21 protein-coding genes are annotated in these 26,097 nt (G+C 69.1%); all 21 read left to right on the top strand.

What is annotated here, in order from left to right:
• Positions 1 to 57 precede the first annotated feature (57 nt).
• On the top strand, positions 58 to 1,188 hold the full coding sequence (locus RT688_RS04495; protein ID WP_313703647.1) for an EpsD family peptidyl-prolyl cis-trans isomerase: 1,131 nt from the start codon (positions 58 to 60) through the stop codon (positions 1,186 to 1,188).
• Between the two features lie 34 nt (positions 1,189 to 1,222).
• Positions 1,223 to 2,011, top strand: a complete 789-nt coding sequence (epsE, locus tag RT688_RS04490; protein ID WP_313703646.1) for a polysaccharide export protein EpsE — start codon at positions 1,223 to 1,225, stop codon at positions 2,009 to 2,011.
• Positions 2,012 to 2,041: 30 nt separating this feature from the next.
• Entirely contained in the window at positions 2,042 to 3,463 is a 1,422-nt protein-coding gene (gene epsF / locus RT688_RS04485; RefSeq protein WP_313703645.1) for a chain length determinant protein EpsF, read from the top strand.
• On the top strand, positions 3,460 to 4,353 hold the full coding sequence (epsG, locus tag RT688_RS04480; protein WP_409521880.1) for a chain length determinant protein tyrosine kinase EpsG: 894 nt from the start codon (positions 3,460 to 3,462) through the stop codon (positions 4,351 to 4,353). The genes epsF and epsG overlap by 4 nt, the downstream gene beginning before the upstream one ends.
• A complete protein-coding gene (xrtB, locus tag RT688_RS04475) occupies positions 4,353 to 5,291 on the top strand; it encodes an exosortase B (RefSeq protein ID WP_409521879.1) in 939 nt (312 codons plus the stop codon). Before epsG ends, xrtB begins: the two co-directional genes overlap by 1 nt.
• Positions 5,288 to 5,980, top strand: coding sequence for an exosortase-associated protein EpsI, B-type (gene epsI, locus RT688_RS04470; protein ID WP_313703644.1), 693 nt, complete (start codon positions 5,288 to 5,290; stop codon positions 5,978 to 5,980). Before xrtB ends, epsI begins: the two co-directional genes overlap by 4 nt.
• A gap of 13 nt (positions 5,981 to 5,993) precedes the next feature.
• Entirely contained in the window at positions 5,994 to 7,478 is a 1,485-nt protein-coding gene (locus RT688_RS04465; protein ID WP_313703642.1) for an O-antigen ligase family protein, read from the top strand.
• Between the two features lie 8 nt (positions 7,479 to 7,486).
• Positions 7,487 to 8,992, top strand: a complete 1,506-nt coding sequence (locus RT688_RS04460; protein ID WP_313703641.1) for an oligosaccharide flippase family protein — start codon at positions 7,487 to 7,489, stop codon at positions 8,990 to 8,992.
• The gene (locus tag RT688_RS04455) at positions 8,992 to 10,200 is read left to right on the top strand and encodes a glycosyltransferase family 4 protein (RefSeq protein ID WP_313703640.1); all 1,209 of its coding nucleotides are present in this window, start codon (positions 8,992 to 8,994) and stop codon (positions 10,198 to 10,200) included. Before RT688_RS04460 ends, RT688_RS04455 begins: the two co-directional genes overlap by 1 nt.
• Positions 10,190 to 10,948, top strand: coding sequence for a glycosyltransferase (locus tag RT688_RS04450; RefSeq protein ID WP_313703639.1), 759 nt, complete (start codon positions 10,190 to 10,192; stop codon positions 10,946 to 10,948). The genes RT688_RS04455 and RT688_RS04450 overlap by 11 nt, the downstream gene beginning before the upstream one ends.
• 287 nt (positions 10,949 to 11,235) lie before the next feature.
• On the top strand, positions 11,236 to 13,473 hold the full coding sequence (locus RT688_RS04445) for a DUF4962 domain-containing protein (RefSeq protein WP_313703638.1): 2,238 nt from the start codon (positions 11,236 to 11,238) through the stop codon (positions 13,471 to 13,473).
• A gap of 136 nt (positions 13,474 to 13,609) precedes the next feature.
• Positions 13,610 to 14,494, top strand: a complete 885-nt coding sequence (locus RT688_RS04440) for a beta-1,6-N-acetylglucosaminyltransferase (RefSeq protein WP_313703637.1) — start codon at positions 13,610 to 13,612, stop codon at positions 14,492 to 14,494.
• Positions 14,495 to 14,620: 126 nt separating this feature from the next.
• Positions 14,621 to 15,850: a glycosyltransferase gene (locus tag RT688_RS04435; protein WP_409521878.1), complete on the top strand. Its 1,230-nt coding sequence runs from the start codon at positions 14,621 to 14,623 to the stop codon at positions 15,848 to 15,850.
• Positions 15,847 to 17,115 (top strand): phenylacetate--CoA ligase family protein, encoded by a 1,269-nt coding sequence (locus RT688_RS04430; RefSeq protein ID WP_313703635.1) that lies wholly within the window; start codon positions 15,847 to 15,849, stop codon positions 17,113 to 17,115. The genes RT688_RS04435 and RT688_RS04430 overlap by 4 nt, the downstream gene beginning before the upstream one ends.
• A 124-nt stretch (positions 17,116 to 17,239) precedes the next feature.
• Positions 17,240 to 18,310, top strand: coding sequence for a glycosyltransferase family 4 protein (locus tag RT688_RS04425; protein ID WP_313703634.1), 1,071 nt, complete (start codon positions 17,240 to 17,242; stop codon positions 18,308 to 18,310).
• Positions 18,307 to 20,268: an alginate lyase family protein gene (locus RT688_RS04420; protein ID WP_313703633.1), complete on the top strand. Its 1,962-nt coding sequence runs from the start codon at positions 18,307 to 18,309 to the stop codon at positions 20,266 to 20,268. Before RT688_RS04425 ends, RT688_RS04420 begins: the two co-directional genes overlap by 4 nt.
• Before the next feature lie 39 nt (positions 20,269 to 20,307).
• Entirely contained in the window at positions 20,308 to 21,423 is a 1,116-nt protein-coding gene (gene wecB / locus RT688_RS04415; protein ID WP_313703632.1) for a non-hydrolyzing UDP-N-acetylglucosamine 2-epimerase, read from the top strand.
• Positions 21,424 to 21,429: 6 nt separating this feature from the next.
• Positions 21,430 to 22,173, top strand: a complete 744-nt coding sequence (locus tag RT688_RS04410; RefSeq protein ID WP_313703631.1) for a WecB/TagA/CpsF family glycosyltransferase — start codon at positions 21,430 to 21,432, stop codon at positions 22,171 to 22,173.
• Between the two features lie 130 nt (positions 22,174 to 22,303).
• Entirely contained in the window at positions 22,304 to 23,308 is a 1,005-nt protein-coding gene (gene galE, locus RT688_RS04405) for a UDP-glucose 4-epimerase GalE (protein ID WP_313703630.1), read from the top strand.
• Positions 23,309 to 23,427: 119 nt separating this feature from the next.
• On the top strand, positions 23,428 to 24,597 hold the full coding sequence (locus RT688_RS04400) for an NDP-sugar synthase (protein ID WP_313703629.1): 1,170 nt from the start codon (positions 23,428 to 23,430) through the stop codon (positions 24,595 to 24,597).
• Entirely contained in the window at positions 24,594 to 26,012 is a 1,419-nt protein-coding gene (locus RT688_RS04395) for a mannose-1-phosphate guanylyltransferase/mannose-6-phosphate isomerase (RefSeq protein WP_313703628.1), read from the top strand. The genes RT688_RS04400 and RT688_RS04395 overlap by 4 nt, the downstream gene beginning before the upstream one ends.
• Positions 26,013 to 26,097: the final 85 nt, after the last annotated feature.

Below are 26,097 nucleotides of genomic sequence, written 5' to 3'. Positions count from 1 at the left end.
ACAGCGGCGCAGGGCAGTGAACGGCAGCGAACAGCGTATCACGCACAAGGAGCCATCTTGAAGAACTCGTACCAGGTAGGCGCGGCACCGATGGGGGCCGGCATCGTTCCTGCAGCGGTGCTGGCCGCGCTGCTGGCGGCGGCGCTGGCCGGATGCGGCGACAGCGCCAGGGAAGCCAAGCCCGGCCAGGCCCTCGCCAGCGTGAACGGCGAGGAGATCACCGTGCTCCAGCTGAACGAGGAGATCCAGCGCGCCGGCGTGCCGGCCTCGCGCCAGCAGGAAGCGAGCAAGCAGCTGCTGCAGGCGCTGATCGACCGCCAACTGCTCGAACATGCGGCGGTGCAGGAAAAGCTCGACCGCGATCCCAAGGTGCTGCAGGCGATCGAGCGGGCGCGCTCGCTGATCGTCGCCCAGGCCTACATGCAGCGGCGCCTGGCCAATCTCGCGCGCCCCACGGCGGCCGAGGTCGAGGAGTATTTCAACAAGCATCCCGAGTTCTTCGCCAGGCGCAAGCAGTTCCGCATGGACCAGCTGGTCCTGGCCGCCAGGGACCTGACGCCGGAGGCGCGCGCCGCCGCCGACGCCGCCCGTTCGCTGGAGGAGGTGGCGGTGTGGCTGGACGCCCACCAGGTCAAGTACGGGCGGGCCGAGCTCACGCGCAGCACGTCCGAGCTCAACCCCGAGCTGTCGAAGAAACTGCTGGGGATGCCGAAAGGCCAGCTGTTCAGCGTGCGCGAGGGCGAGCGCGCCATGCTGCTGGCGGTCGCCGAGGTGCGCGAGGCGCCCGTATCGCTGGAGGTGGCGGGAGCCCAGATCGAAAAGTACCTGATGAGCAGCAAGAGCAAGGAACTGGCCGCCGCCGAGGTCGCGCGCCTGCGCCAGCAGGCCAGGATCGAGTACCTGAACAAGGACCTGGCGCTCGGCGCGCAGGCGGCGCCGGCCAGCATGACGGCGCCGGCCGCGGGTGCGTCCGGGGAACCGGGCGGTCAGGATGGACATGCCGCCGGCGCGGCGTCCGGACAGCAGGGCGCTGCGGCGCAACCGGGGCAGGAAGGCGCCGGCCCTGCATCGTCCAGCACTTCGTCCAGCACCTCGTCCGGCACCTCGCCCGGCGCCCCGGCCGGCGACGACTCCGCGGGCGCGCCCGACCATGCCGCGGTCGACCGCGGCGTCGCCGGCCTGAAATGAATCCTTACCATCGATGGCAACAGGAGGAGGGACGATGAAACCACTTGCACACTGGATGGCGGCGGCCGTGCTGGCGGTGGGCGCCGGGGTCGCCGGCGCCGCCGAAGTCCTGCTCGGGCCGGGCGACGTCGTGCGCCTGTCGGTCTACGGCAGTCCCGACCTGTCGATCGAGACGCGCGTCAGCGAAAGCGGCGCCATCACCTTCCCGCTGCTCGGCCAGGTCGGCGTCGGCGGCCTGTCGGTGGCCGCCGCCGAGAAGAAGATCGGCAACCTGCTGGAGAAGGGAGGCTACCTGAAGAAGGCCGAGGTCAACATGATCATCACGACCCTGGCCAGCCAGCAGGTGTCGGTGCTGGGCCAGGTCAACCGCCCAGGGCGCTACCCGGTCGAGGGACGGCGCAAGGTGCTCGACCTGCTGGCGATGGCCGGCGGCGTCAACGCCGACGGCGGCGACCTGATCAGCCTGGTGCGCACGCGCGACGGCAAGACCACGCGCGAAACCATCGACGTCGTCGACATGGTGCGCAAGGGCGAGCTGGACAAGGACTACGAGGTGGCCGGCGGCGACATCATCTACGTCGAGCGGGCGCCGCGCGCCTACGTCACCGGCGAAGTGCAGCGGCCCGGGGCCTTTCGCCTGGAGCGCGGCATGACGGTGCAGCAGGCGATCTCGGCCGGCGGAGGACTGACCCCGCGCGGCAGCGACACCCGCCTGCGCATCACGCGCCGCGACGCGTCCGGCAATCCGGTCACCATCGAGGCGCGCGCCACCGACCCGGTCCAGGTCGACGACGTCATCACGGTGCGCGAAAGCTGGTTCTAAGCAATCAAGCAGAAAGCATCGGAGCCCGCCATGAACCTGCACCAGTTCTTCCTGCTGCTGCGCGCCCGCCGCAAGCTCATCCTGTCGACGCTGCTGGCCACGATCCTGCTGGCGCTGGGCTGGAGCCTGGTCCAGAGCAAGACCTATACCGCCACCACCTCGGTGCTCTTGAACTACAAGGGGGTCGATCCGCTGACCGGGCTGACCATGCCCGGCCAGCTGCTGCCCGGCTACATGGCGACCCAGATCGACATCATCAGCAGCAAGAACGTGGCGCTGCGCGTGGTCGACCGCCTGCGCCTGGCGACCAATCCGACCGTCATCGCCCAGTTCCAGGACGCGACCGAGGGACGCGGCAGCGTGCGCGACTGGCTCGCCGACCTGCTGCTGCGCAAGCTCGACATCAAGCCTTCGCGCGAGTCGAGCGTGGTGGAAATCAGTTTCAAGGGCGCCGACCCGGCCTTCGTGGCGGCGGTGGCGAACGCCTTTGCCGAGGAATACCAGAACGCCAGCGTGCGCCTGAAGACCGACCCGATGAAGAAGGCCTCGGCCTACTTCAACGAGCAGACCCGACAGCTGCGCGACAACGTCGAGACGGCGCAGGCGCGCCTGTCCAAGTACCAGCAGGAGAAGGGCATCGTCAGCCTCGACAACAACCGCGTCGACGTCGAGCTGGCGCGCCTGAATGACCTGTCCTCGCAACTGGTGGCGGCCCAGGCGATGGCGCTGGAAGCGACCTCGCGCGAACGCATGGCCGGGAGCGGCAACGCCCACTCGCCGGACGTGACCAACAATCCCCTGATTCAGAATTTGCACGTGGCGCTGTCCGCGGCCGAAGCCAAGCTGGCCGAAAGCGCATCGCGCTACGGGCGCAATCACCCGAGCTGGCAGGCCGCCAGCGCCGAAGTGGCCAGGATGCGCGCGGACCTGAACGGGGCGCTGGCCACGGTGTCGCGCAGCGTCGGCGGCAATGCCCAGGTGCTGCGCCAGCGCGAGGAGGAATTGCGGGCGGCGCTGGCGGCGCAGAAGACGCGCGTGCTCGACCTGAACCGCACCCGCGACGAGCTCGGCGTGCTGCTGAAGGACCTCGACAGCGCCCAGCGCGCTTTCGACGCCGCCAGCCAGCGCTTCTCCCAGACCCGCATCGAGGCCCAATCCGAACAGTCCGACATCGCCGTGCTCAATCCGGCGGTCGCGCCGAGCGAGCCTTCCGGTCCGCGGGTCCTGCTCAACACCCTGATGGCGGTGTTGCTCGGTACCGTGCTCGCGGTCGGCGCGGCGCTGCTGCTCGAACTGCTCAACCGCCCGGTGCGCTCCAGTGCCGATGTCCAGGAACTGCTCGGTATTCCCGTGCTCGGCACGATTGCCTGGCAAGCGGCGCGTCCGCGCGGCGGCCTGCGCGCGCTGATGGCGCCGCGCCGCCTGCTGCGCCTGAACCAGGAGGCTCCATGAATTCCCCGATCCTGTCGTCGCTGCCGGCCGATTCCGCCGAACTGGTCGATGCGGCCGAGGCCGCCGAATCGAACATGGGCACGCTGCTGCAGGGTGCCGGCAAGCTCACGCCGGAAGGCGCCGAACGTGCGCTGCGCATGCAGAAGGACCTCGGCATTCGCTTCGGCGAGGCCGCGGTGCGCCTGGGCCTGGTAAGCGAAGGCGACGTCCAGGAAGCGCTGGCGCGCCAGTTCGCCTATCCCTACCTGCCGAAAGGGCAGGCGCACCTGTCGCCGCGGCTGGTGGCCGCCTACGATCCGTTCTCGCCCCAGGTCGAATCGCTGCGCGCGATCCGCAGCCAGCTGATGCTGCGCTGGTTCGCGTGCGGCCGGCGCGCGCTCGGCGTGCTCGGCGCCGATCCCGAGGACGGCGCCGCGCTGTTCGCGGCCAACCTGGCGGTGGTGTTTTCCCAGCTCGGCGAGCAGACCCTGCTGGTCGACACCAACCTGCGCACGCCGCGCCAGCACGAGGTGTTCGGATTACGCCCGCGCCAGGGCCTGTCCGACCTGCTGGCCGGGCGCGCCGACCTCGATGTCGTGGCGCGCGTGCCCGGCTTCGTCGATCTCTCGGTGCTGCCGGCCGGGACGCTGCCGCCGAATCCGCAGGAGCTGCTCAGCCGCGACGCCTTCCTCGGCCTCGACGCATCGCTGGCGGGCCGCTACGACGTCGTGCTCTACGACCTGGCGCCGTTCGGCGCCGGCGCCGACGCGCTGGCGGTGGCCGGCCGCGCCGGCGGCGTGCTGCTGGCGGTGCGCAAGGACCATACCCGGGTGGCCCAGCTCGCCCGCATGGCCGAGCAATTGGCCGAAGGCGGCGCCGAGGTCGTCGGCGCCGTCGTGATGGAGTTCTGATGACGGCCCAGGTGCGCCCCGGCCCGTCGCCGCAGGCCGCGCCCGGCGCGGCGGCGGGCGCGCCGTTGCGCTCAAGCCTGCGTGCCGAATTACGCGCCGCGCTGCCCGAGTGGTGGCCGGTGATGCTCGGCCTGGCCGCGCTGTTCCTGCCCACCATGGTGTCGCTGTTCACCGGCGCCTGGATCGGTGAGGAGCAGGCGCACGGGCCGATGATCTTCGGCCTGGCCTTGTGGCTGATCTACCGCAAGTGGCCGGAAGTGCAGGCCGCGCCGGCCAGGCCGGGCTGGATGGGCTGGCCGCTGCTGGCGCTCGGCCTGGCGCTGCACCTGCTGGGGCGTTCGCAGCACATATTGATGTTCGAGATCGGCTCCATCATCGTGGTGCTGGCGGCCATCGTGCTGGCCAAGCTGGGCGGGCGCGCCCTGCGCGTGCTGTGGTTCCCGTTTTTCTTCATGCTGTTCATGGTGCCGCTGCCGAGCGAGTTCGTGGCCGCCGTCACCATGCCGATGAAGATGGCGGTGTCCTGGGCCACCGAACACATCCTGTTCGCGGCCGGCTACCCGATCGCCCGCTCCGGCGTGATCGTGCAGATCGGGCAATACCAGCTGCTGGTGGCGGACGCCTGCGCCGGCCTGCAGACCCTGCTCACGCTCGAAGCACTCGGCCTGTTCTACCTGAACCTGATGCGCCACCCTTCGGCGTTTCGCAACATCGGCCTCGCGATCCTGATCATCCCGATTTCGTTCTCGGCCAACGTGATTCGCGTGATCGTGCTGACCCTGGTCACCTATTACCTGGGCGACGCCGCCGGCCAGGGCTTCCTGCACGGCTTCGCCGGCATGGTGCTGTTCCTGACCGCCCTGGTCCTGATCCTGGCGGTGGACTCGGGCCTGCAATGGTATGCCGGGCGCCGCCGGCAGGCGAGGGAGGCGGCATGAACCGGCGCTTCCTCGCCAGCGCGCTGCTCGGCGCCGCGATGGCCGGCGCCTCGGCCCTGACCGGCGCGCTCACGCCCACCGTCAAGGTGGCGCAGGCGCAGGCGCCGTTCCGGCTCGAGACCATGATCCCGCAACGCTTCGGCGCCTGGCGGGTCGACCCCGGCGTGGTGCCGCTCACTCCGGACCCCGAGCAGCAGGGGCTGCTGCGCAAGCTCTACGACCAGACCCTGTCGCGCACCTACATCGACGGCACCGGGCGGCGCGTGATGCTGTCGATCGCCTACGGCGGCGACCAGAGCAAGGCGCTGCAGCTGCACCTGCCCGAGGTCTGCTACGTCGCCCAGGGCTTCCAGCTGGTGCGCGACGGCGCCGGCGGCCTGGCCACGCCCTATGGCGTGCTGCCGGTCAAGCGCCTGGTGGCGCGCCAGCAGCAGCGCAACGAGCCGATCACCTACTGGATCACGATCGGCGACAAGGCGACCCGCTCCGGCATCGAGCAGAAACTGCGGCGCCTGGCCTATGGCCTGTCGGGCGAGATCCCGGACGGCATGCTGGTGCGCGTGTCGAGCATCGGCACCGACGAGGCCGGCGCCTACGCGCTGCAGGACCGCTTCGTGGCCGAGCTGCTCGCCGCCCTGGCGGCACGCGACCGCGCGCGCCTGATCGGCGCCCAGGGCGCGGCGACCTGACCGGCTGGCTGCGATGAGCGACACCCTGCTGCAGTACCTGTTCACTTCGCTGCCCTTCATCGTCGTCGTGCTGCTGGCCGTGCTTGCGGTGCTCGGCATCGGGCTCGGGCTGGTGTGGCCGCGCCTGCTCGTCTATCCCTACCTGTGCATTTTCTTCTGGATGAATTCGACCAGCTACGGCAGCCTGTCCGTGTTCGCCTCGCCCGGCATCTACAGCCGCGGTTCCGGCATGCTGTTCTTCCCGCTGGTGCTGTGGTACGTGCTGGGCGCCTGGTGCTGCGCGCGCGTGGCGGCCGGCTTCGGGCAAAGGATGGGGCAGGGCGCGCGGCTGGGTGGGGCGCCTGCGGGAGCGCCGCCCTGCAACCTGCGCCCCTGGTTCTGGGCTTGGACCGTGCTGCTGGCGGCGCACGCCGGCGCCGCCTTCGTCGCCGGCGTCGAGCTGAAGGATGCGCTGGCGCCTTCCGGCTTCTCGAACATCGTCTGGATGGGCCCACTGGTCGGGCTGGTGCTGCTCTCCTTCCGTACGCGCGAGCATGCGCTCGAGCTGGCGCGTTTCGTCATGCTGGCCGGACTGGGGCGCGCGCTGTTCGGCCTCGGGCGTTGGGCGGCCTTCGGCGGCGATCCGAACAACATCTACGCGAACATGAACGCGATCCGGATCCGCCTGACCTTCTTCGACATCAACGACAGCCTCCTGTGCATGCTTGCCTTCGCGATCGCCGCCGTGCAGCTGTTCCAGCCGGACCAGGCGCGCCGCGCCGCGCCCTGGCGCGTGCTCGAGTGGGTCACGCTCGGCGCCACCGCCGCCTGCATCGTCCTGTCCTACCGGCGCAGCGCCTGGTTCGGCTTCATGCTCGGCCTGGCCGTCCTGATGCTGCGCTTCCCGCCGCGGCGCCGGCTGCAGCTGGCGCTGGTCGCGCTGCCGCTGGTCGGCTCGGCGCTCGCCTACGCGGCCCTGCGCCGGCTCGGCCAGACCCGCGGCGGCAGCGGCCTGTTCTACGACATGCAGTCGCGCCGCTTCGGCCCCGAGAGCGAGCGTGTGCTCGAACTCAAGCTGGTGCTGGACGACATCCTGGCGCGGCCTTTCACCGGCATCGGCTCCTGGGGCCGCTATTCCGGCTACGAGCAGATCACCTGGCAGGCCAATCCGGACGGCGGACTGTTCCTGCACAGCGGCGTGCTGCACGTCGCCCTCAAGTGCGGCCTGCCCGGGATCGCGCTGCTGGCCGGCACCATCTGCGCCTTCGTGCTCGCCGCGCGCCGCGCCTTGCGCACGCTGCCGCCCGAGCTGCTGCCGCTGGGAACGGCCGGCGCCGCGGCGCTGGCCTTCATGATTCCCGACGTGCTGATCGGTACGCCTTTCCCGCAGGTGCGCACCACCCAGATGCTGGCCTTCGCCATGGCCTTGCCCTACGTCGCGCTGGCGGCCAGTGCCGCCGCAACGGCGCCCGCGCGTACGCCGCGGCCGCGCTTCCGCGCCCATCCGCTGCCGGCGTGAACAGAATCATGGAATTGCGCCTGTTCCGCAACGCCTGGTCGAACCTGCTCGGCGCCGCCGTGCCGGCGCTGGCGGCGCTGGCCACCGTTCCCCTGATCGTGGCCGGCCTGGGTGAAGCCAACTACGGCGTGTACGCGCTGGTCACCGCCATCGTCGGCTACTTCGCCGTCATCGACATCAACGTCACCGCCGGTTCGGTGAAGTACATCGCGGCCCAGCATGCGCGCGCCGAGCCCGAGCGCATCGCCGAGACGCTGTGCTTCGGCAGCGCCGTCTACGCGCTGATCGGCCTGGCGGGCGGCCTCGGCCTGTTCTTCGGCGCGCAGTTCTTCGTCGCGCAGGTCTTCACGGTGCCGCCGCGCCTGGCCGGCGAGGCCGTGGTCAGCCTGGAATGGGCGGCGCTCGGCTTCTTCTTCGGCCAGTTGCAGAGCTACCTGAACAGCGTGCCCCAGGCCCTGATGCGCTTCGACGTGTCGGCGCGCCTGGAGATGGCGTTCGGCACGCTGGTGCCCCTGGCCACGGTCGGCGTCCTGGCGCTCGGGCATGGCCTGGTCGAGGTCATCGCGCTGCGGGTGCTGGCCAGCGCCCTGCATTGCCTGCTGCTGTGGCGCGGCATCCGATTGCTGTTGCCCGGCCTGCGCTGGCGCTGGCCGCAATCGAGCCTGCGCTCCGGCATCCTGGGCTTTTCGGCCTATTCCTTCCTGTCGCGCTTCGCCGCGCTGTCCTATGCTCACGCCGACAAGCTGATCATCGGCGCCCTGGTCGGCGTGACCGGACTGGCGTACTTCACGGTCGCCGCCACGCTCGCCAACCGGGTGCTGGGCCTGACCTTCCGCCTGTCGAGCGTGTTCTTCCCGGCGGCGAGCATGCTGGCCGCCGGCGGCGAACTGGCGCGCCTCGACCACGGCTACCTGAAGGCGACCCGCTACGTGGTCTACCTGAACGCCGCCATGCTGGTGCTGCTGGCCGTGTTCGCCTATCCGCTGCTGGCCTACTGGATGGACGAGCAGTTCGCGCGGAGCGGCGCCGCCGTGCTGGCGCTGATGGCGCTGTCGCAGTTCGTCGACTCGCTCACCAGCCTGCCGTCGCTGGTGAACGACGGCATGGGGCATCCGCGCGTGACCGGCCTGTTCGCGGTGACGCGCGCGCTGGCCGGGGTGGCGATCGTCTACGCGGGCGTGGCGGGGTGGGGCATCGCCGGCGCGGCCTGGGGCCACCTGGGCGCATCGATCCTGTTCACGCTGGCTTTCCTGGCCTACGTGCATGGGCGCACGGTGCCGACTTCGCTCCTGCGCCTGTGCACCCGGGCCTACTGGCCCGGGATGGCGGGCGCCGCCGGGGTGGCGCTGGCGGCAAGCCTGGCCGAACACTGGTTCCACCGTGGCGCGCTCGACTTCGCGCTGATCCTCGTCTCCACGCTGGCCCTGCTGGGGCTGGCGGGCATGCTGTTCGTGGTCGAACGCGACGACCGGCGCTGGGCCTGGGCGCGCGTCAAGGCGCTGGGGGGAGGCTAGTGCGTATCCTGCTGGTGTCGGAAGACCTGCCGGGCGAGCAGATCGGCGGCCTCGGCAAGCACGTGGTCACGCTCGGCAACGCCTTGCTCGCGCGCGGGCATGCGGTGCGCATCCTCGGCCGCAACGACCGCGGCGCAGGCGGCGCCGGCCAGATCGGTTTCCAGGGCGAGTTCGTGCCGGGCTTCGACTACGCCCATCCCGGCTGGAAGGAAAGCCAGCTCGGTGTCTTCAATCCGCTCAAGCGTCCGTTCTTCGCGCGCAAGGTCGGCGCGGCCATCGACCGCCACGCCGCGGACGCCGACGTCGTGCATTACCACGGTCACCTGCCCATGGTCGGCCTGCACGTGGCCGCCCGCATCAATTACGTGCAGACCCGCCACGACCAGGGCAGCGAATGCCTGACCCACCTGCGCTTTCGCGAGGGCGCGGTCTGCACCACGGTGGCGCCGCACGATTGCTCGGCCTGCATCTGCGCCAGCGCCGGCACCCTGCGCAGGACGGTGACGGCGATCGCCGTGCAGGGCTACCGCCAGGACAGCGCGCGCGCCTTTGCCCTGCACAAGACCGTGTTCGTCTCGCACTTCCTGCAGCGCCAGTTCCTGCGCGCCGTGCCGCATGCCGACCTGTCGCGCTGCCGGGTGATCCCGAACTTCGTCGACTACCCGCGCCTGGCCGCCGCCGCGGCGGCCGCGCCGGCGCCGCGGGCAGGGCAGGTGGCGCTGGTCGGCCGCGTCGATGCCGGCAAGGGTGTCGGCGAGTTCCTGCGCGCCTGCGCCGGCCGCCTGCCGGAAGGCGCGCAGGTGCTGGTCGCCGGCGACGGTCCGGAACGCGCGGCGTTGGCGAAACGCCATGCCGGGCGGCAGGTGCGTTTCCTCGGCTGGCAGGACTATCCGGAGGCGCTGGCCCTGGCCGCCGGCGCCCACGTGTGCGTCGTGCCCTCGGTCTGCGAGGAAGCCTGCAGCACCACCGTGCTGGAGGCGCTGGCGCTGTGCCGGCCCTGCCTGGCGCTGGCGCGCGGCGGCACGCCGGAACTGGCGGCCTATGAACGCTATCCGGGCCAGCTGCAGCTGGCCGCGACGATGCCGGAACTGGTGGAGCGTCTGCGCGCCGAACTCGCCTGCGCGCCCCGGCGGCGGCCGCTTCCCGCCGCCTTCGGCGCCGACGCCAACCTCATCCTTCCGCGCCTGGTGGAGCTGTATGCCGAATGAACCGCGCTTCTCGATCGTCACCTGCACCTGGAACAGCGCCGCCACGCTAGGCGACACGCTGGCCTCGGTGCGCGCCCAGTCCTGCCGCGACATCGAACACGTCTTCGTCGACGGCGGCTCGGTTGACGGCACGCTGGCGCTGGTCGATGCCCATCCGGTGCCGAAACGCGTGCTGCGCGACGTCGGCGGCGGCATCGGCCGCGCCATGAACCAGGGCATCCTGGCGGCGCGCGGCGAATTCGTCACCCACCTGCATTCCGACGACTACTACGCCGCGCCCGACGTGCTGGAACAGGTGGCGCGCCGCTTCGACGAGACCGGCGCCGCCTGGGTGGTCGGCCAGGTGCAGGTGCTGAAGGGCGGCCGCCTGCTGGCGCCGCATCCGATGCATCCGTTCAGCTACCGCGCCTATGTGTCGGGGCGGGCGGCGATCGCGCATCCAGCGGTGTTCCTGCGGCGCGCGGTCTTCGCCCAGGTCGGCATGTTCGACGAGGGCCTGCGCTATGCGATGGATATCGACCTCTGGCTGCGCCTGGGCGCACGCATGGCGCCGGCGCAGATCGAACGGCCGCTGGCGGTGTTTCGCGACCATCCGGGCAGCGTCTCTTCGAGCAACAAGACCCTGGCGCGTCGGGAAGAGTTCGCGGTGCGGCGCCGCTACATGGGCAGGGCGCCGCTGGCGTTCGCGATCTATTGCTTGCGTTACCTGAAGCGCATGCGGGCGTTGCGCGCTGAACGCATGACTTGACTGCGCGAAAACAAAAATAACGGAACGTCTTTGCGAACACGACACAGTTATTACAGGAGTGAAAATGCAGGTAAAACAAGCTTAATGTTCCGGCGTTGGATTTCTGCGATGCAATCAAAAAAATGATGATTTTTGGGAAAAAGTTGCCTCTGTTCAATTTCTTGGTGAGGTAACATCAGTTCGTCTCGATCGACACTTGTTCCCAGGTGCCTGTCGCATGCAAGACCAGGCCGCCGCCCCCAGGCGGCCATCCCCGGAAAGTCATCCCACGTCTCGGAGCATCACTCATGAAATTCAACCGACAGGGCCTGTTGCAGGCCCTCGCCCTGGCATCCCTGTGTGCGCTGTCGCTGAACGCGCGTGCGGACTGGGCCCAGTCGACCGATCCGCTGGTCGTCCAGCCCGGGCCGACCAACAACGCCATCCAGGCCCAGAACCCGCCGGGCTTCACCTGGGCGCGCCACCCGACCGGGCCGGCCGCCTACGAAATCGAGATCACGCCTGTCGGCGGAACGCCGATCAAGGCCGTCGTCGAACGCAACTGGTACCTGCCGAGCAAGGCCCTGCCACTGGGCAGCTATACCTGGCGCGTGCGCCCGATCAACAGCAGCGAATGGTCGACCCCGCGCAGCTTCCAGCTGGCCACGCGCTCGACCGTCTTCGAGGTGCCCGACAACGATACCCTGCGCAAGCGCATCGCCGCCAAGCCGCGCCCGCGCGCGCTGCCGCCCTCGTTCACGCCGTACTCGACCTGGAGCGCCGGCAAGAAGGCCGAACTCGACCCTTACGTCAGCCGCATGACGAACGAGATCAAGCTGCAGATCAATGCGCTGCCGGTCCTGAACGACGCCCGCTGGCCGGTCGCGATCGCGACGCCGCTGACCGCCGCCATGGCCGCGCAGCAGACCGACATCCGCCAGCGCATCAACGAGGCGAGCCGCCAGCTGGAAGCCGCCGCGATCATGTGGCGCATGAAGCGCGATCCGCTGTTCCTGAACGAAGCGCTGCGCAAGGGCGACCAGCTGGCGAGCCTGAATCCGGCCGGCCCGACCAGCTACGCCAACCAGGACCAGGCCACGCGCCAGATCTCGGTGTCCCTGATCAAGGTCATCGACAGCCTGGCGGGCGATCTCGACGCCACCCGCAAGGCCAAGTGGCTGGAGACCGTGCGCGTGCGCACCGAGGAAATCTACCGCAACCTGGCCGGCGACAACGGGCGCCTCGACCAATATCCGTTCGACTCGCACGGCAACACCAGCCTCGTGTTCCTGGTCCTGATCTCCTCGCTGTCGCTGGGCGACATTCCCGAGGCGCAGAAATGGTTCGACTTCTCGTTCCGCGCCTACGCCAACGCGCCGTCGCCCTGGGCCGGCCCGGAAGGCGGCTTCGCCAACGGCACCGCCTATGCCGAATACGCGGCCGGCTACCTGGTGTCGCTGTGGGACCCGCTGACCCAGGCCACGGGCGTGAACTTCTACGCCAAGCCCTGGGCCCTGGGCTTCCTCGATTTCGCCATCCAGTTCACGCCGCCGGGCTCGAAGGTGCACGCCTTCGGCGACGGTTCCGAGACCAGGCCCGACACCCGCGTGTTCCACGCCTTCGGCTCGCGCATGGTCTCGCCGCGCGCCGCCTGGTATGTGGCCAGGCTCGGCGGCACCGAGGACACGCTGTCGCTGCTGCAGGCGCCTTACCCGATGCCGGTGGCCGACACCAGGGTCCAGCTGCCGCCGTCGAGCACCGCCTACTATCCGAGCACCGGCTGGGTCTCGATGCACAGCGATATCGGATCGACCTCGCGCAGCTCGCTGTACTTCAAGTCCAGCCCCTACGGCTCCTTCAACCATAGCCACGGCGACCAGAACGGCCTGCTGCTGTCGGTGGCCAGCCAGCCGCTCTTGGTGAAGGCCGGCTGGTACGACTGGTACGGCTCGCCCTACTGGACCGACTGGTACCACCAGACCCGCTCGCAGAATGCGATCACCTTCGACGGCGGCAAGGGCCAGCTGGTGACCGGCTACCGCGAGCAGCTGCAGCGCAACGGCAGGATCACCGCCTATGCGGCCCAGCCGAGCTACGACTATGCCGAAGGCGATGCGACGCCGTCCTACGGCGGCCAGCTGACGATGGCCAAGCGCCAGGTCTGGCACCTGCGCAATGCCGGCAATGCGATCCTGGTGCGCGACCGGTTGGGAGCAAGCGTGCCGCATACCTACGAGTTCAACCTGCACGCTCCGGTGATCATGACGGTGGAAAGCCCGAGCGCGGTCAAGATCGCGGCGGGCGGCCAGTCGGTTTGCGTGCGTTCGCTCAATGTCGACGCCAAATTCGCCAAGTGGATCGGCCCGGGCGCCAAGCCCAACGTGGTCGAGGACCACGGCGCCTTCTACCTGCCGAACGACGGCAAGTCGGTCGCCGAGTTCCTGGTGCTGCTCGACGTCGGCTGCAAGCGCCCGGCGGTGCAGGTCGCCGCGTCCGGCACCGTTCGTACGGTCACTGTCGCCGGGCAAACTGTCACGTTGAACTGAACGCGGGCCGGCTTCCCCCCTGCGCTATATTGGCTGCGCCCTCGGCGCGGCGGACGTCCCCGCGGCCGCGCGCTCCGGGGACGTTCTGTTTTTGCTGGAACCTTTTCTGGCGCCGGCGCGCCGTCGTGGGGGCAGCATGAGGCAGGTTTTCCTGATTCACGCGCACAAGGACCTCGATCAGCTCAACGCCCTGGTGGCGCAACTGTGCGACCCGGACTTCGCCGTCTACGTCCACCTCGACCGCAAGTGGCGGCTCGATACCGCCAGCGTTCACCCGCTGGCGCGCCAGGTCGAGCCGCGCATCGACGTGCGCTGGGGCGGCTACAGCCAGGTGCAGGCCATGCTGGGCTCGCTGCGCCGCGTGCTGGCCGCCGAGCGCGCGTTCGACAAGCTGGTATTCCTCTCGGCCCAGGACTTTCCGGTGCTCTCGAACAGCGGCCTGAAGCGCGAACTGGCCCGCCTCGAAGGGCGCGAGCTGATCGAGGCCACGCCGATCGGGCCTGGCGGCTGGCGGGTCGCCTTCCGCTACCAGTATTTTCATCGCGAGGGCGGCGGCCGCGCGGCGCGCTATGCCTGCGCGCTGCTGAACCGCGCGCTGCGCCTGGCCGGCCGCACGCGCCGGCTGCCGGGCGGGCTGGAGCCCTGGGGCGGCTCGACCTGGTGGAGCCTGTCGCGCTCCTGCGTCGCCGAACTGCTGGCCGAGCTCGACAGGCAACCCGCGCTGCCGCGCTTCTTTCGCAACGTGCTGTGTCCGGACGAGATGTTCTTCCAGACCCTGCTGATGAATTCGCGTTTCCGCGACCGGGTGTTCCCGAATAATTTTCGTTACGTGCAGTGGCCGGAGGGCGGGGCATGCAACCCCAGGGTGCTGACGGAAAGCGACGTCGAACGGGTCGTCGCTTCCGGCGCCCATTTCTGCCGCAAGCTCGACCACGCCGCCAGCGCCGGGCTGCGCGCGCAATTGCTGGCGCGCCAGGCGCGCGAGGGGAATGCGGGGCCGTGCGCTTCCGGTGTTCCGTAGCTTTCCCGCCCAAGCCGGCATCGCGCTTGATTGGGCTCAAAGGCGCCGTGCGCGCGCCTGCCTTGCCGGGACGGCCGCGGCCCCCCTAGGCTAGTATCGAGCGGCCACCAACTCGACGCTTTCGCCATGCGCTCCAGGCCGCTTTCCATCGCCTTCATCGTGCGTGACCCGTTGCCGCCGCGCCGCGCCGACGTGCTCACCCTGTTTGGCGCCGAGATGCCGCGCCACGGCGTGCATACCGAACTGGTGGGCCAGGCCGGCGTGGATGCCCCCGCGCCCTGGAGCGCGGGCGGCATGCACGTCGTCGGCAGCCTGGGCAGCCGCTTCGCCGCCGTCTGCTCGCCGTTCTGGGACCTGCTCGGCCTGCTGCGCGCCTGGCGCCGCACGCGTCCCGGCTGCATCCAGGTGCGCGACAAGGTCGCCAGCGCGGTCCTGGCCTGGCTGGCGGCGCGCTGCCTCGGCCTGCCTTTCGTCTACTGGATGTCCTTCCCCATCGTCGAAGGTTACGAGGTGCGGCGCGACGCGCTGGCCGGGCGCGGCAGGAACCCGCTGTGGCTGGCGCACGCGCTGCGCGCCCGCATCTCGCGCCTGGCCATCTACCGCCTGGTGCTGCCCAGGGCCGACCACGTTTTCGTGCAAAGCGAGGCCATGCGCGCCTGGCTGGCGGGGCAGGGCGTCGCGCGGCTACGCATGACGGCGGTGCCGATGGGCGTCGACGTCGACCTGTTCGATCGCGGCGCCATTGCGCCGAGCACGGACCCGCGCCTGGACGGGCGCCGCGTCGTCCTGTACCTCGGCAGCGTCGCGCAGTCGCGCCGCTCGGACTTCCTGCTCGAGGTCGTGCAGCTGCTGCGCGCGAGGGCGCCCGAAGTGTTGCTGGTGATCGCGGGCGACGCGCCCTCGCCGGACGAAATGGCCTGGATGCGGCGCGAGATCGCCGGCCGCGGCCTGGACAAGCATGTGCTGCTGACCGGCTGGCTGCCCCAGCGCGCCGCGCTCGGCTATGCGGTGCGCGCCGAGGCCGGGCTCTCGCCGATCCCGCGCGGGCCGCTGTTCGACGTCTCCTCGCCGACCAAGCTGGTCGAATACCTGGCGCTCGGCATCCCGAGCGTGGCCAACGACATTCCCGACCAGGCCCAGGTCATCGCGCAGAGCGGGGCGGGGCTGTGCGTGCCGATGCAGGCGCAGGCCTTCGCCGAGGCCACGCTGCGCCTGCTCGCCGACCCCGCGCTGGCGGCGCGCCTGGGCGCGCGCGGCCCGGGCTGGGTACGGGCCCACCGCAGCTACGGCATCCTGGCGCGCAAGGTCGCGCAGGCCTACGGCGACATCTGTCCGCCATGTGGACCTATTCGGTGAAATACACGCTGCGTTCCGTCGGCCGCGAACTGCTGCGCGGCTTCTGGGGACGCTACCTGGTCTACCCGCGCCTGGCTGCGCGGGAACGCTCGCCGGGCCTGCTCAACGCCGCCATCGCGCACCGCGCGCGCCGGATCGGCGTCGCGGTCGATGCCGACGGCACCCGCCTGCGCCGGCTCGACCCCGGCGCGGCCCTGCTCACGAAGGGCGAGCTGCAGCGCCACCCGGAACGCTTCCTGCGCCCGCGCGGCATCAAGACCCTGCTGCGCAGCACGATCCGCACTAGCGGCACCTCCGGCACCCCGCTGGCGCTGGTGCAGACGCTCGGCGCCGTCATCCGCGAAGAGGGTTTCGTCCAGCGCCAGCTGCGCTGGATCGGCTACCGCCACGGCCAGCGCCGCGCCTGGATCCGCGGCGACATCGTCTGCCCCGAGCGCCCGGCGGACGGGCGCTACTGGTGCCACGACTGGTTCGGCAGGATCCTCATGATGTCCTCCTACCACCTGTCGAACGCCACCATGGGCGCCTACATCGGGGCGCTCGAACGGCACGACCCGGTGGTGATCCACGCCTATCCGTCCTCGGTCGGCGCGCTCGCGGCCTGGCTAGGCGCGAACGGCCGGCGCTACCGCGGCGCGGCCCTGCGCGGCGTGTTCACCTCGTCCGAGACGCTCGAACCCGACGTGCGCGGCGCCGTCGAGGCCGCCTTCGGCGCGCCCGTCTACGACTGGTACGGCCAGGCCGAACGGGTGGTGGCGATCGGCACCTGCGAGCGCGGCAACTACCACGTGCTGACCGACTACGGCGGCGTCGAGCTGCTCGACCTGGAAGACGGCAGTTGCGAGCTGGTCGGCACGACGCTGAACAATCCGGCCATGCCCCTGTCGCGCTACCGTACCGGAGACCGGGTCATCCCCGGCAGTGGCGCGCCCTGCGCCTGCGGCCGCGTGTTCCCCACGGTGAAGGCCGTGATCGGACGCCAGGAGCGCAGCGTCACCCTGCCGGACGGGCGCATCGTGGCGCGCCTCGACCGGGTATTCCAGGGGCATGAACGGGGCCTGCTCGAAGGCCAGGTGTTGTATCGCGGCGACGCCCGTTTCGTGTTGCGCGTGGTCGCCACCGAGGCCTTCGGGGCCGCCGACGAGGCGGCCCTGATCGACAAGTTCCTCCTGCGCGTGCCCGGGGTGGAGGTGCGGGTGGAACGGGTGCCGGCGATTGCCCGTGGACCAAACGGCAAATATGAATTTATTGCATTTGAAATGTGAACCGTGCGCGGCAGGGGAAACACTTGATGTATGATCGAAATATTGTACCTTTACTAATAAACGTGAACCGCTTGCCCCTCACCAGATTGGCCGGATTGGCGTCCGAGCTTGCCGGAGCCCGTGCATGAAAGCGCGCGCGCCGCGCATCCTGATGGTCGGCACGGCCCTTGACGGGCAGGGCGGGGTGGCGGCGGCGGTGTCGGTGCTGCGCGCGAGCGGCCTGTTCGAGCGCGAGACGGTGCGTTACGTCAGCACCCACCGCGAAGGCGGCCCGCTTTCCAAGCTCGGACACGCGGGCGCGGGCCTGTGCGCCACCATCGGCGCCTGTCTGCGGCAGCGGCCGGCCATCGTCCATGCGCACGCGTCCACCGGCGCCAGTTTCCTGCGCAAGTCGCTGGTGCTGCTGGTGGCGCGCGCCAGCGGCTGCAAGACCATCTTCCACCTGCACGGCGGCGCCTTCCGCCAGTACGCGCTGGAGCGCTCGGGCGCCCTGATGCGGCGCTGGATCCGCCATACCCTGGAGCGCAGTTCGCTCGTCATCGCCCTGTCCGACAACTGGGCCGCCTTCCTGCGCGGTTTCGCGCCGAACGCGCGCGTGGCCGTGGTGCCCAACGCCGTGCCCCTGCCGGCGCTGCGCGAAGGGGCGGAGCCGGGGCGCGTGCTCTTCCTCGGGCGCGTCGAAGCGGCCAAGGGCAGCGCCGAACTGATCGAGGCGGCCGCGCTGCTGGCGCCGCGTTTTCCGCGGCTGCGCCTGGTGCTGGGCGGCAGCGGCAACCTCGAGGCTTTCCGCCGCGCCGCCGCCGCGCGCGGCGTCATCGAACACTTCGAACTGCCCGGCTGGCTCGATGCCGAGGCGCGCGACGCTGAACTGGCGCGCGCCCCGGTCTTCTGCCTGCCGTCGCATGCCGAGGGCTTGCCGATGGCCCTGCTGGAAGCGATGGCGGCCGGCAAGGCCGTGGTGGCCAGCACGGTGGGCGGCATTCCCGAGCTGGTGCGGGACGGCGAGAACGGCCTGCTGGTGCCGCCGCGCGACGGCGCCGCCCTGGCCGCGGCGCTGGCGCGCCTGCTCGGCGACGAAGGCCTGTGCCGGCAACTGGGCGCGCGCGCGCGCGCAACGGTGGAATCCGGTTATTCAACGCAGTCAGTCTGCGGCCGCCTGGCCGCGATCTACAACGATTTGGCGGGGACGCGATGAACGCAACAGTACGCATGGTTTGGCTGGTCAACCGTCTGCGCTGCATGTCGGTAGCCGAGATCGGCTACCGGGTGCGCCAGGCAGCGAGCAAGAGAATGTCGCGCGGCGCGGCGCGGCGCGCCGCTCCGGCTCCGCTGCCGCGCGCGCGCAGCTTCGACGTCCAGGGCGCCCCCGCGCTCGACCCGCTCCAGATCGATGCCCTGCTGGCCGAAGCCGACCGCGTCTGCGCCGGCCACGTGGTGCTGTTCGCCGACCGCAGCTTCGACGTCGGCGTGCCGACCGTCTGGAACCGCGACCCCGACAGCGGCATCACCGGTCCCGCGGTCTTCGCCGGCGACATCGCCATCGACAACCAGGAGCTGGTCGGCGACATCAAGCACGTCTGGGAACTGAACCGTCACCTGCACCTGGTGCGCCTGGCCCAGGCCTGGAGCGTTTCCGGCGAAGTGCGCTGGCTGCACGCGCTCGAGCAGCAGCTGCGCAGCTGGCTCGACCAGTGTCCGCCGCTGCTCGGGCCGAACTGGACCAGTCCGCTCGAGATGGGCATCCGCCTGGTCAACTGGGCCCTGCTGTGGCAACTGGTCGGCGGCGAGGGCAGCAGCCTGTTCGCCGGCGAATCGGGCCAGCGCCTGCGCGCCGACTGGTTAGATAGCATCCACGCCCACTGCCGCACGATCGCGCGCAACCTGTCGCGCCACTCCTCGGCCAACAACCACCTGATCGGGGAACTGGCCGGCCTGTTCGTCGGCGCCTCGGTCTGGCCCTGCTGGAAGGAGTCCGGCGCCTGGATGGAGCAGGCGCGGCGCGAACTGGAGCAGCAGGCGCGATTGCAGTATTCGCTCGACGGCGTGAATCGCGAGCAGGCTTTTGCCTACCACGTGTTCTCGGCCGAATTCCTGTTCGTCGCCGGCCTGGTCGGCCAGGCCACCGGCGTGCCGTTCTCGCGCAACTACTGGGGCGTGCTGCAGCGCGCGCTGCGCTTCCTGCGCTCGGTGCGCGACGTCAACGGTCACCTGCCCATGGTCGGCGACGCCGACGACGGCATCGTGTTCCGCCTGGACGCCGCCGGCAGCGACCGCGCCGCGCAACTGCTGGCGCTGGGCGACACCGTGTTCGGCGGCGCGCCCGACAAGCACCCCGGCGTGCGCTGGCTGCTGCACGCGCTGCCAGGGCGCCGCCCGGACGCCGACGCCCACGAGCCCGACACCGCCTGGGCCTTCCCGGACGGCGGCTATTTCCTGTTCGGCTCGCACTTCGGCGCCCCCGACGAGATCAAGGGCATGCTCGACTGCGGTCCGCTCGGCTACCTCGGGATCGCCGCCCACGGCCATGCCGACGCGCTGTCGATGACGCTGTCGGTGGCGGGCGAGGAGGTGCTGGTCGATCCCGGCACCTATTCCTACTGGCAGGACCAGAAGTGGCGCGATTACTTCCGCGGCACCTCGGCCCACAACACGGTGCGCATCGACGGGCGCGACCAGTCGGTCTCGGGCGGCCGCTTCATCTGGCTGCGCAAGGCGCGCGCCAGCATCGAGCGCATGCCGACTTCGCCCCACGAATTCGATTTCCGCGGCTCGCACGACGGCTATGCGCGCCTGTCCGACCCGGTGCGCCACGTGCGCAGCGTGCGCTTCGACGCCGCCAGCTCCACGCTCACGGTGCGCGACGAGGTCGCCGGCAAGAAGCCGCATCCGCTGGAACTGTTCTGGCATTTCGCGCCCGAACTGAACGTGCGCCTGACCAGTACCGGCCTGCACGTGCGCGGCAAGCGCTTCGCCTTGCAGATGCAGGCCAGCGGCGCCGACCTCAAGCTCGAACTGGTGCGCGGCGCCGAAAATCCGCCGCTGGGCTGGTACTCGCGCTGCTATGAATCGAAGCAGCCGTGCGACGTGCTTCGGATCACGACCGTATCGTCCGCCGTTCCGGTCGAATGCAGGTTTACAATAACGTTTTTCTAACTAGTTTCAATAATTACTACAGTGCGGGATAGTCCAAACATGCTTATTTACCTGGTCGCGGGCGCAAGGCCCAATTTCATGAAGATCGCCCCGATCGTGCGTGCATTGCAGGCGCAGGACAAGCTCACCTTCAAGATCATCCATACCGGGCAACACTACGACCGCGAGATGAACGACGTGTTCTTCGAGGAACTCGGCATTCCCCAGCCGGACGTGTTCATGGCCGCCGGCGGCGGCAGCCACGCCCAGCAGACCGCGAAGATCATGGTCGGCTTCGAGGAGCTGTGCGTGGCCGAGCGTCCGGCGGCCGTGCTGGTGGTCGGCGACGTCAACTCCACGCTGGCCTGCTCGATCGTCGCCAAGAAACTCAACATCCCGGTGGCCCACGTCGAGGCCGGCCTGCGCAGCGGCGACATGGCCATGCCGGAAGAAATCAACCGCCTCGTCACCGACAGCATCTCGGACTGGTTCTTCGCCACCGAGCCGGCCGCGGTCGAGCACCTGCGCCGCGAAGGCAAGCCCGATGCGGCCGTGCACTACGTCGGCCACGTCATGGTCGACAACGTGCTCTACCAGGCGGATAAACTGACCCGCGCCGACACGTCCGGCTTCGAAACCGCCGCCTTCAAGGCGCGCGCCCAGGAAAACGGCGGGCGCTACGGCGTGGTCACCATGCATCGTCCGAGCAACGTCGACGAGCCGGAAACCTTTGCCCGCATCGCCGGCGCGCTCAAGGAGATCGCGGGCGAATTGCCGCTGATCTTCCCGGTGCATCCGCGCACCCGCGCCAACATCGAGAAGTTCGGCATCGACCTGGGCCCGAACGTCACCCTGGCCGGCCCGCAAGCCTACATGGCCTTCCTCAACCTGTGGAAGGACGCGGCCGTGGTGCTGACCGACTCCGGCGGCCTGCAGGAAGAAACCACGGCCCTGGGCGTGCCCTGCGTGACCATCCGCGAGAACACCGAACGCCCGGTAACGGTGGAGGAAGGCTCGAACGTGCTGGCCGGCACCGATCCGCAGAAGATCGTGCAGGAAGCGCGCAAGGTGCTGCGCGGCGAAGGCAAGCAGGGCCGCCGTCCGCAGCTGTGGGACGGCAAGGCGGCGGAACGCATCGTCGCCATCCTGGCACGCGAACTCGGCGCACTTGGATAAATCCCGATGGACGCTGCCATCACCATGATGGGCTGCAGGATCGACAACCTGTCGATGGAGGAAACCCTTGTCCGTATCGAGGAATTCATCCGCTCCGGCAAGCCCCATCAGCACGTGGTGGTCAACGTCGACAAGCTGGTCAAGGCCAGCCGCGACCCCGAACTGCGCCGCATCGTCAACGACTGCGCCCTGGTCAACGCCGACGGCATGCCGGTGGTGTGGGCCTCGCGCCTGCTGGGCAAGCCCCTGAAGGAGCGCGTCGCCGGCATCGATTTGTTCGAGGCCCTGATGCGCCGCGCCGGCGAGAAAGGCTGGCGCGTGTTCCTGCTGGGCGCGCGCGCGGACGTGGTGGCGCTGGTCGCCGACACCTACAGCCGGCGCTATCCGCAACTGGCGATCGCCGGCTGGCGCGACGGCTACTGGAATGCCGGCGAGGAAGCCCAGGTCGCCGAGCAGGTGCGCGCCAGCGGCGCCGACCTGCTGTTCGTGGCGATCAGTTCGCCGAAGAAGGAACAATTCCTCGGCCGCTGGCAGGCCGAGATGAGGATTCCGTTCGCCATGGGTGTCGGCGGCACCTTCGACGTGGCGATCGGGCGGGTGAAGCGCGCGCCGCGCTGGATGCAGCGCGCGGGCCTGGAATGGTTCTACCGCTTCCTGCAGGAGCCGCGCCGCATGTTCCGCCGCTACTTCATCGACGACATGGCCTTCGTCTGGCTGTTCATCAAGGAAGCGGCGGGACGCAAGGTTTAGGTTCTCCAGGAACCAGGAACATAGGGAAGGGCGGCCGCAGAATGCCGCGAAAGACACGAGGGGGGACGGCGCAGCGCCGTCCTTGGAGCGCCGAGACAGGCGCGCATCAACAGTAAAGAGAGTAACGACAATGAAGATTCTGGTTACGGGCGGCGTGGGCTATATCGGTTCCCACACCGTCGTCGAGTTGCAAAATGCCGGGTACGACGTGGTCGTGGTCGACAATCTCTCGAATGCCCAGCGCTCGGTGCAGGAGCGCGTGCAAAAGATCACCGGCAAGCCCTTCGAGCTGATCGAGGCCGACATCCGCGACCGCGCGGCCATGGAAGCGGCCTTTGCCAAGCACAAGGTGGACGCGGTCGTCCACTTCGCCGGCCTGAAGGCGGTCGGCGAATCGGTGGCCCAGCCGCTGCGCTACTACGACAACAACGTCTCCGGCAGCGTGGTGCTGTTCGAGACCATGGCCAAGTTCGGGGTCAAGACGCTGGTGTTCTCCTCGTCGGCGACCGTCTACGGCGATCCGGCCTCGGTGCCGATCCTGGAGGACTTCCCGCTGTCGGCGACCAATCCCTATGGCCGCAGCAAGCTGATGATCGAGGACATCCTGCGCGACCTGTTCAAGGCCGAGCCGGACTGGCGCATCGCACTGCTGCGCTATTTCAATCCGGTCGGCGCCCACGAAAGCGGCCTGATCGGCGAAGAACCATCGGGCATCCCGAACAACCTGGTGCCCTACATCGCCCAGGTCGCCACCGGCCAGCGCGAGAAGCTGTCGGTGTTCGGCGGCGACTACCCGACCCCGGACGGCACCGGCATGCGCGACTATATCCACGTGGTCGACCTGTCGATCGGCCACGTCAAGACCCTGGAAAAGCTGGCGCAAGGACCGGGCCTCTTGACCTACAACCTCGGCACCGGCCGTGGCAACAGCGTGCTGGAAATGGTGCGCGCCTTCGAGCAGGCCAGCGGCCGTGCTATCCCCTACCAGATCGTGGACCGCCGCCCGGGCGACATCGCCAAGTGCTATGCCGACCCGGCGCGCGCACGCGAGGAACTGGGCTGGGTCGCCACGCGCGACGTCGCCCAGATGTGCGTCGACACCTGGCGCTACCAGACCGCGCGCGGCCAGGCGTAAGCCGGCGCACGGCTCTGGCACTTTGAACGGACACGGCAACGGGCTACAAAACGCAAGAAAAAAACAGACAAAGTTTTACAGCTCTCCAGCTCAACAGTACACACAATGAGGACGGTTCAATGAAAGCAATGATTCTCGCGGCAGGCAAGGGCACGCGCGTTCGCCCGCTCACGTACGACCTTCCGAAACCGATGATTCCACTTCTCGGCAAACCAGTGATGGCTTACCTGGTCGAACACCTGAAGAAGCACGGGATCACGGAAATCATGGTCAACGTCAGCTGGCTGCACGAAAAAATCGAAGAGTACTTCGGCGAGGGCGAGCAGTTCGGCGTCCAGATCGGCTATTCCTTCGAGGGCTACCTGCGCGACGACGGCACCGTCGTGCCCGAGCCGATCGGTTCGGCCGGCGGCATGAAGAAGATCCAGGAGTTCGGCGGCTTTTTCGACGACACCACGATCGTGCTGTGCGGCGACGCCCTGATCGACCTCGACCTGAAGGCGGCGCTGCTCGAGCACCGCAGGAAGGGCGCGATGGCGTCGGTCATCACCAAGGAAGTCCCGTGGGACAAGGTGTCGTCGTATGGCGTGGTCGTGACCGACGAGGAGGGCCGCATCAAGCAGTTCCAGGAAAAGCCGAGCCAGGAAGCGGCGCTGTCGAACTACATCAGTACCGGCATCTACATCTTCGAGCCGGAAGTGATCGACCTGATTCCGGCCGGCGTGCCGTTCGACATCGGCTCCGAGCTGTTCCCGCTGCTGGCCGAGCGCGGCCTGCCGTTCTACGCCCAGCGCCGCCCGTTCAACTGGCTCGACATCGGCACCATGTCCGACTACTGGGAAGTGCTGCAGACCGTGCTCACGGGCGAGGTCAACCACATGGACGTGCCGGGCACCCAGATCGAGCCGGGCCTGTGGGTCGGGCTGAACACCAGCATCGACTGGAGCGGCGGCACCAGGATCGAAGGACCGGTCTACATCGGCTCGGGCGTGCGCATCGAGGCCGGCGCCCATATCGTCGGGCCGACCTGGATCGGGCACGGCAGCCATATCTGCGAAGGCGCGGAGATCGTGCGAAGCGTGTTGTTTGAATATACTCGCGTGTTGCATGATGTAACATTGCATGAAATGATAGTTTTCAAGGAATACAGTGTCGACCGCGCCGGGGAGATGAAGCACGCTTCCGAATACAGTTCCGAAGAATGGCTGAATGCGCGCGACCGCCGCCGCAGCAGCCGCAAGGAAATTGCAAGTCAGAAAAGTAATAATCTAGAGAAAGCGAACGCATGAAGATTTACCCAGTGATCCTCTCCGGCGGTGCCGGTACCCGCCTGTGGCCGCTCTCGCGCGCGGTGCTGCCCAAGCAGCTGCTGCCGCTGGTGGCCGACAAGACCATGCTGCAGGAAACCGCCCTGCGTGTTTCCGGCCTGCCTGGCCTGATGGCGCCGCTCGTCGTCTGCGGCAACGACCACCGCTTCATGGTAGCCGAGCAGCTGCGCGCGGCCGGCATCACGCCCCTGGGGATCCTGCTCGAACCGGTCGGCCGCAACACCGCGCCGGCCGTCGCCGCGGCGGCGCACTACCTGAAGTCCATCGATCCGGAAGCGGTCATGCTGGTGCTGCCGGCCGACCACGTGATCGAGAACCGCGAAGCCTTCAAGGACGCGGTGCTGCGCGCCGCCGAGATGGTGAAGGGCGGCGGCCTGGCGACCTTCGGCATCGTGCCGAAGTCGCCCGAGACCGGCTACGGCTATATCCGCCGCGGCGCGGCGCTGGCGGCCTGCGACGATTGCTACCAGGTCGAGCGCTTCGTCGAGAAGCCGGACCTGGCGACCGCCCAGGCCTTCCTCGCCGACGGCGGCTACTACTGGAACAGCGGCATGTTCATGTTCGCCGCCGAGCGTTACCTCTCGGAGCTGGGCAAGTTTGCTCCGGAAATCGCCGACGCCGCCGACAAGGCAGTCCACACCGGCTACCGCGACCTCGACTTCTGCCGCCTCGACGAAGCGGCCTTCGCGGCCTGCCCGTCGGATTCGATCGACTACGCGGTCATGGAGCATACCCGGGACGCGGTCGTGGTGCCGGCCGACATCGGCTGGAGCGACGTCGGCTCCTGGTCGGCGCTGTGGGAAGTGCAGCAGCATGACGAGAACGGCAACGCCAAGCGCGGCGACGTCTACCTCGACGGCGTCAAGAATTCGCTGGTGCGCGCCGAGAGCCGCATCGTCGCCGTGGTCGGCGTCGAAGACATCGTGGTCGTCGAGACCCAGGACGCGGTGCTGGTCGCGCACAAGGATCAGGTCCAGCGCGTCAAACAGGTGGTCGACCACCTGAAGTCGAAGGAGCGCACCGAGCACCTGCACCATACCCGCGTCTACCGCCCCTGGGGCCATTACGAGGGCATCGACGCGGGCGACCGCTTCCAGGTCAAGCGCATCACGGTCAAGCCGGGCGAGAAGCTGTCGCTGCAGATGCACCACCACCGTGCCGAGCACTGGGTGGTCGTCTCCGGCACCGCGCGCGTGACCTGCGGCGACAAGGTCAGCCTGCTGTCGGAAAACGAATCGACCTACATCCCGATCGGCATGAACCACCGCCTGGAAAACCCGGGCAAGCTGCCGCTGCACATCATCGAAGTGCAGTCGGGCAGCTACCTCGGCGAGGACGACATCGTCCGCTTCGAGGACATCTACAAGCGATCGTAAGCACACGCGGTCGCAAGCATGGAAACGGGCCGCGAGGCCCGTTTTTTTTGTGGGGCCGTTGTCCTGGGTTGTGTAGGGTGGACAC

The sequence above is a fragment of the Massilia sp. genome, assembly GCF_032106685.1.
Taxonomy (GTDB): Bacteria; Pseudomonadota; Gammaproteobacteria; order Burkholderiales; family Burkholderiaceae_D; genus Telluria.
This window is presented reverse-complemented; position numbering and strand designations above follow the sequence as displayed.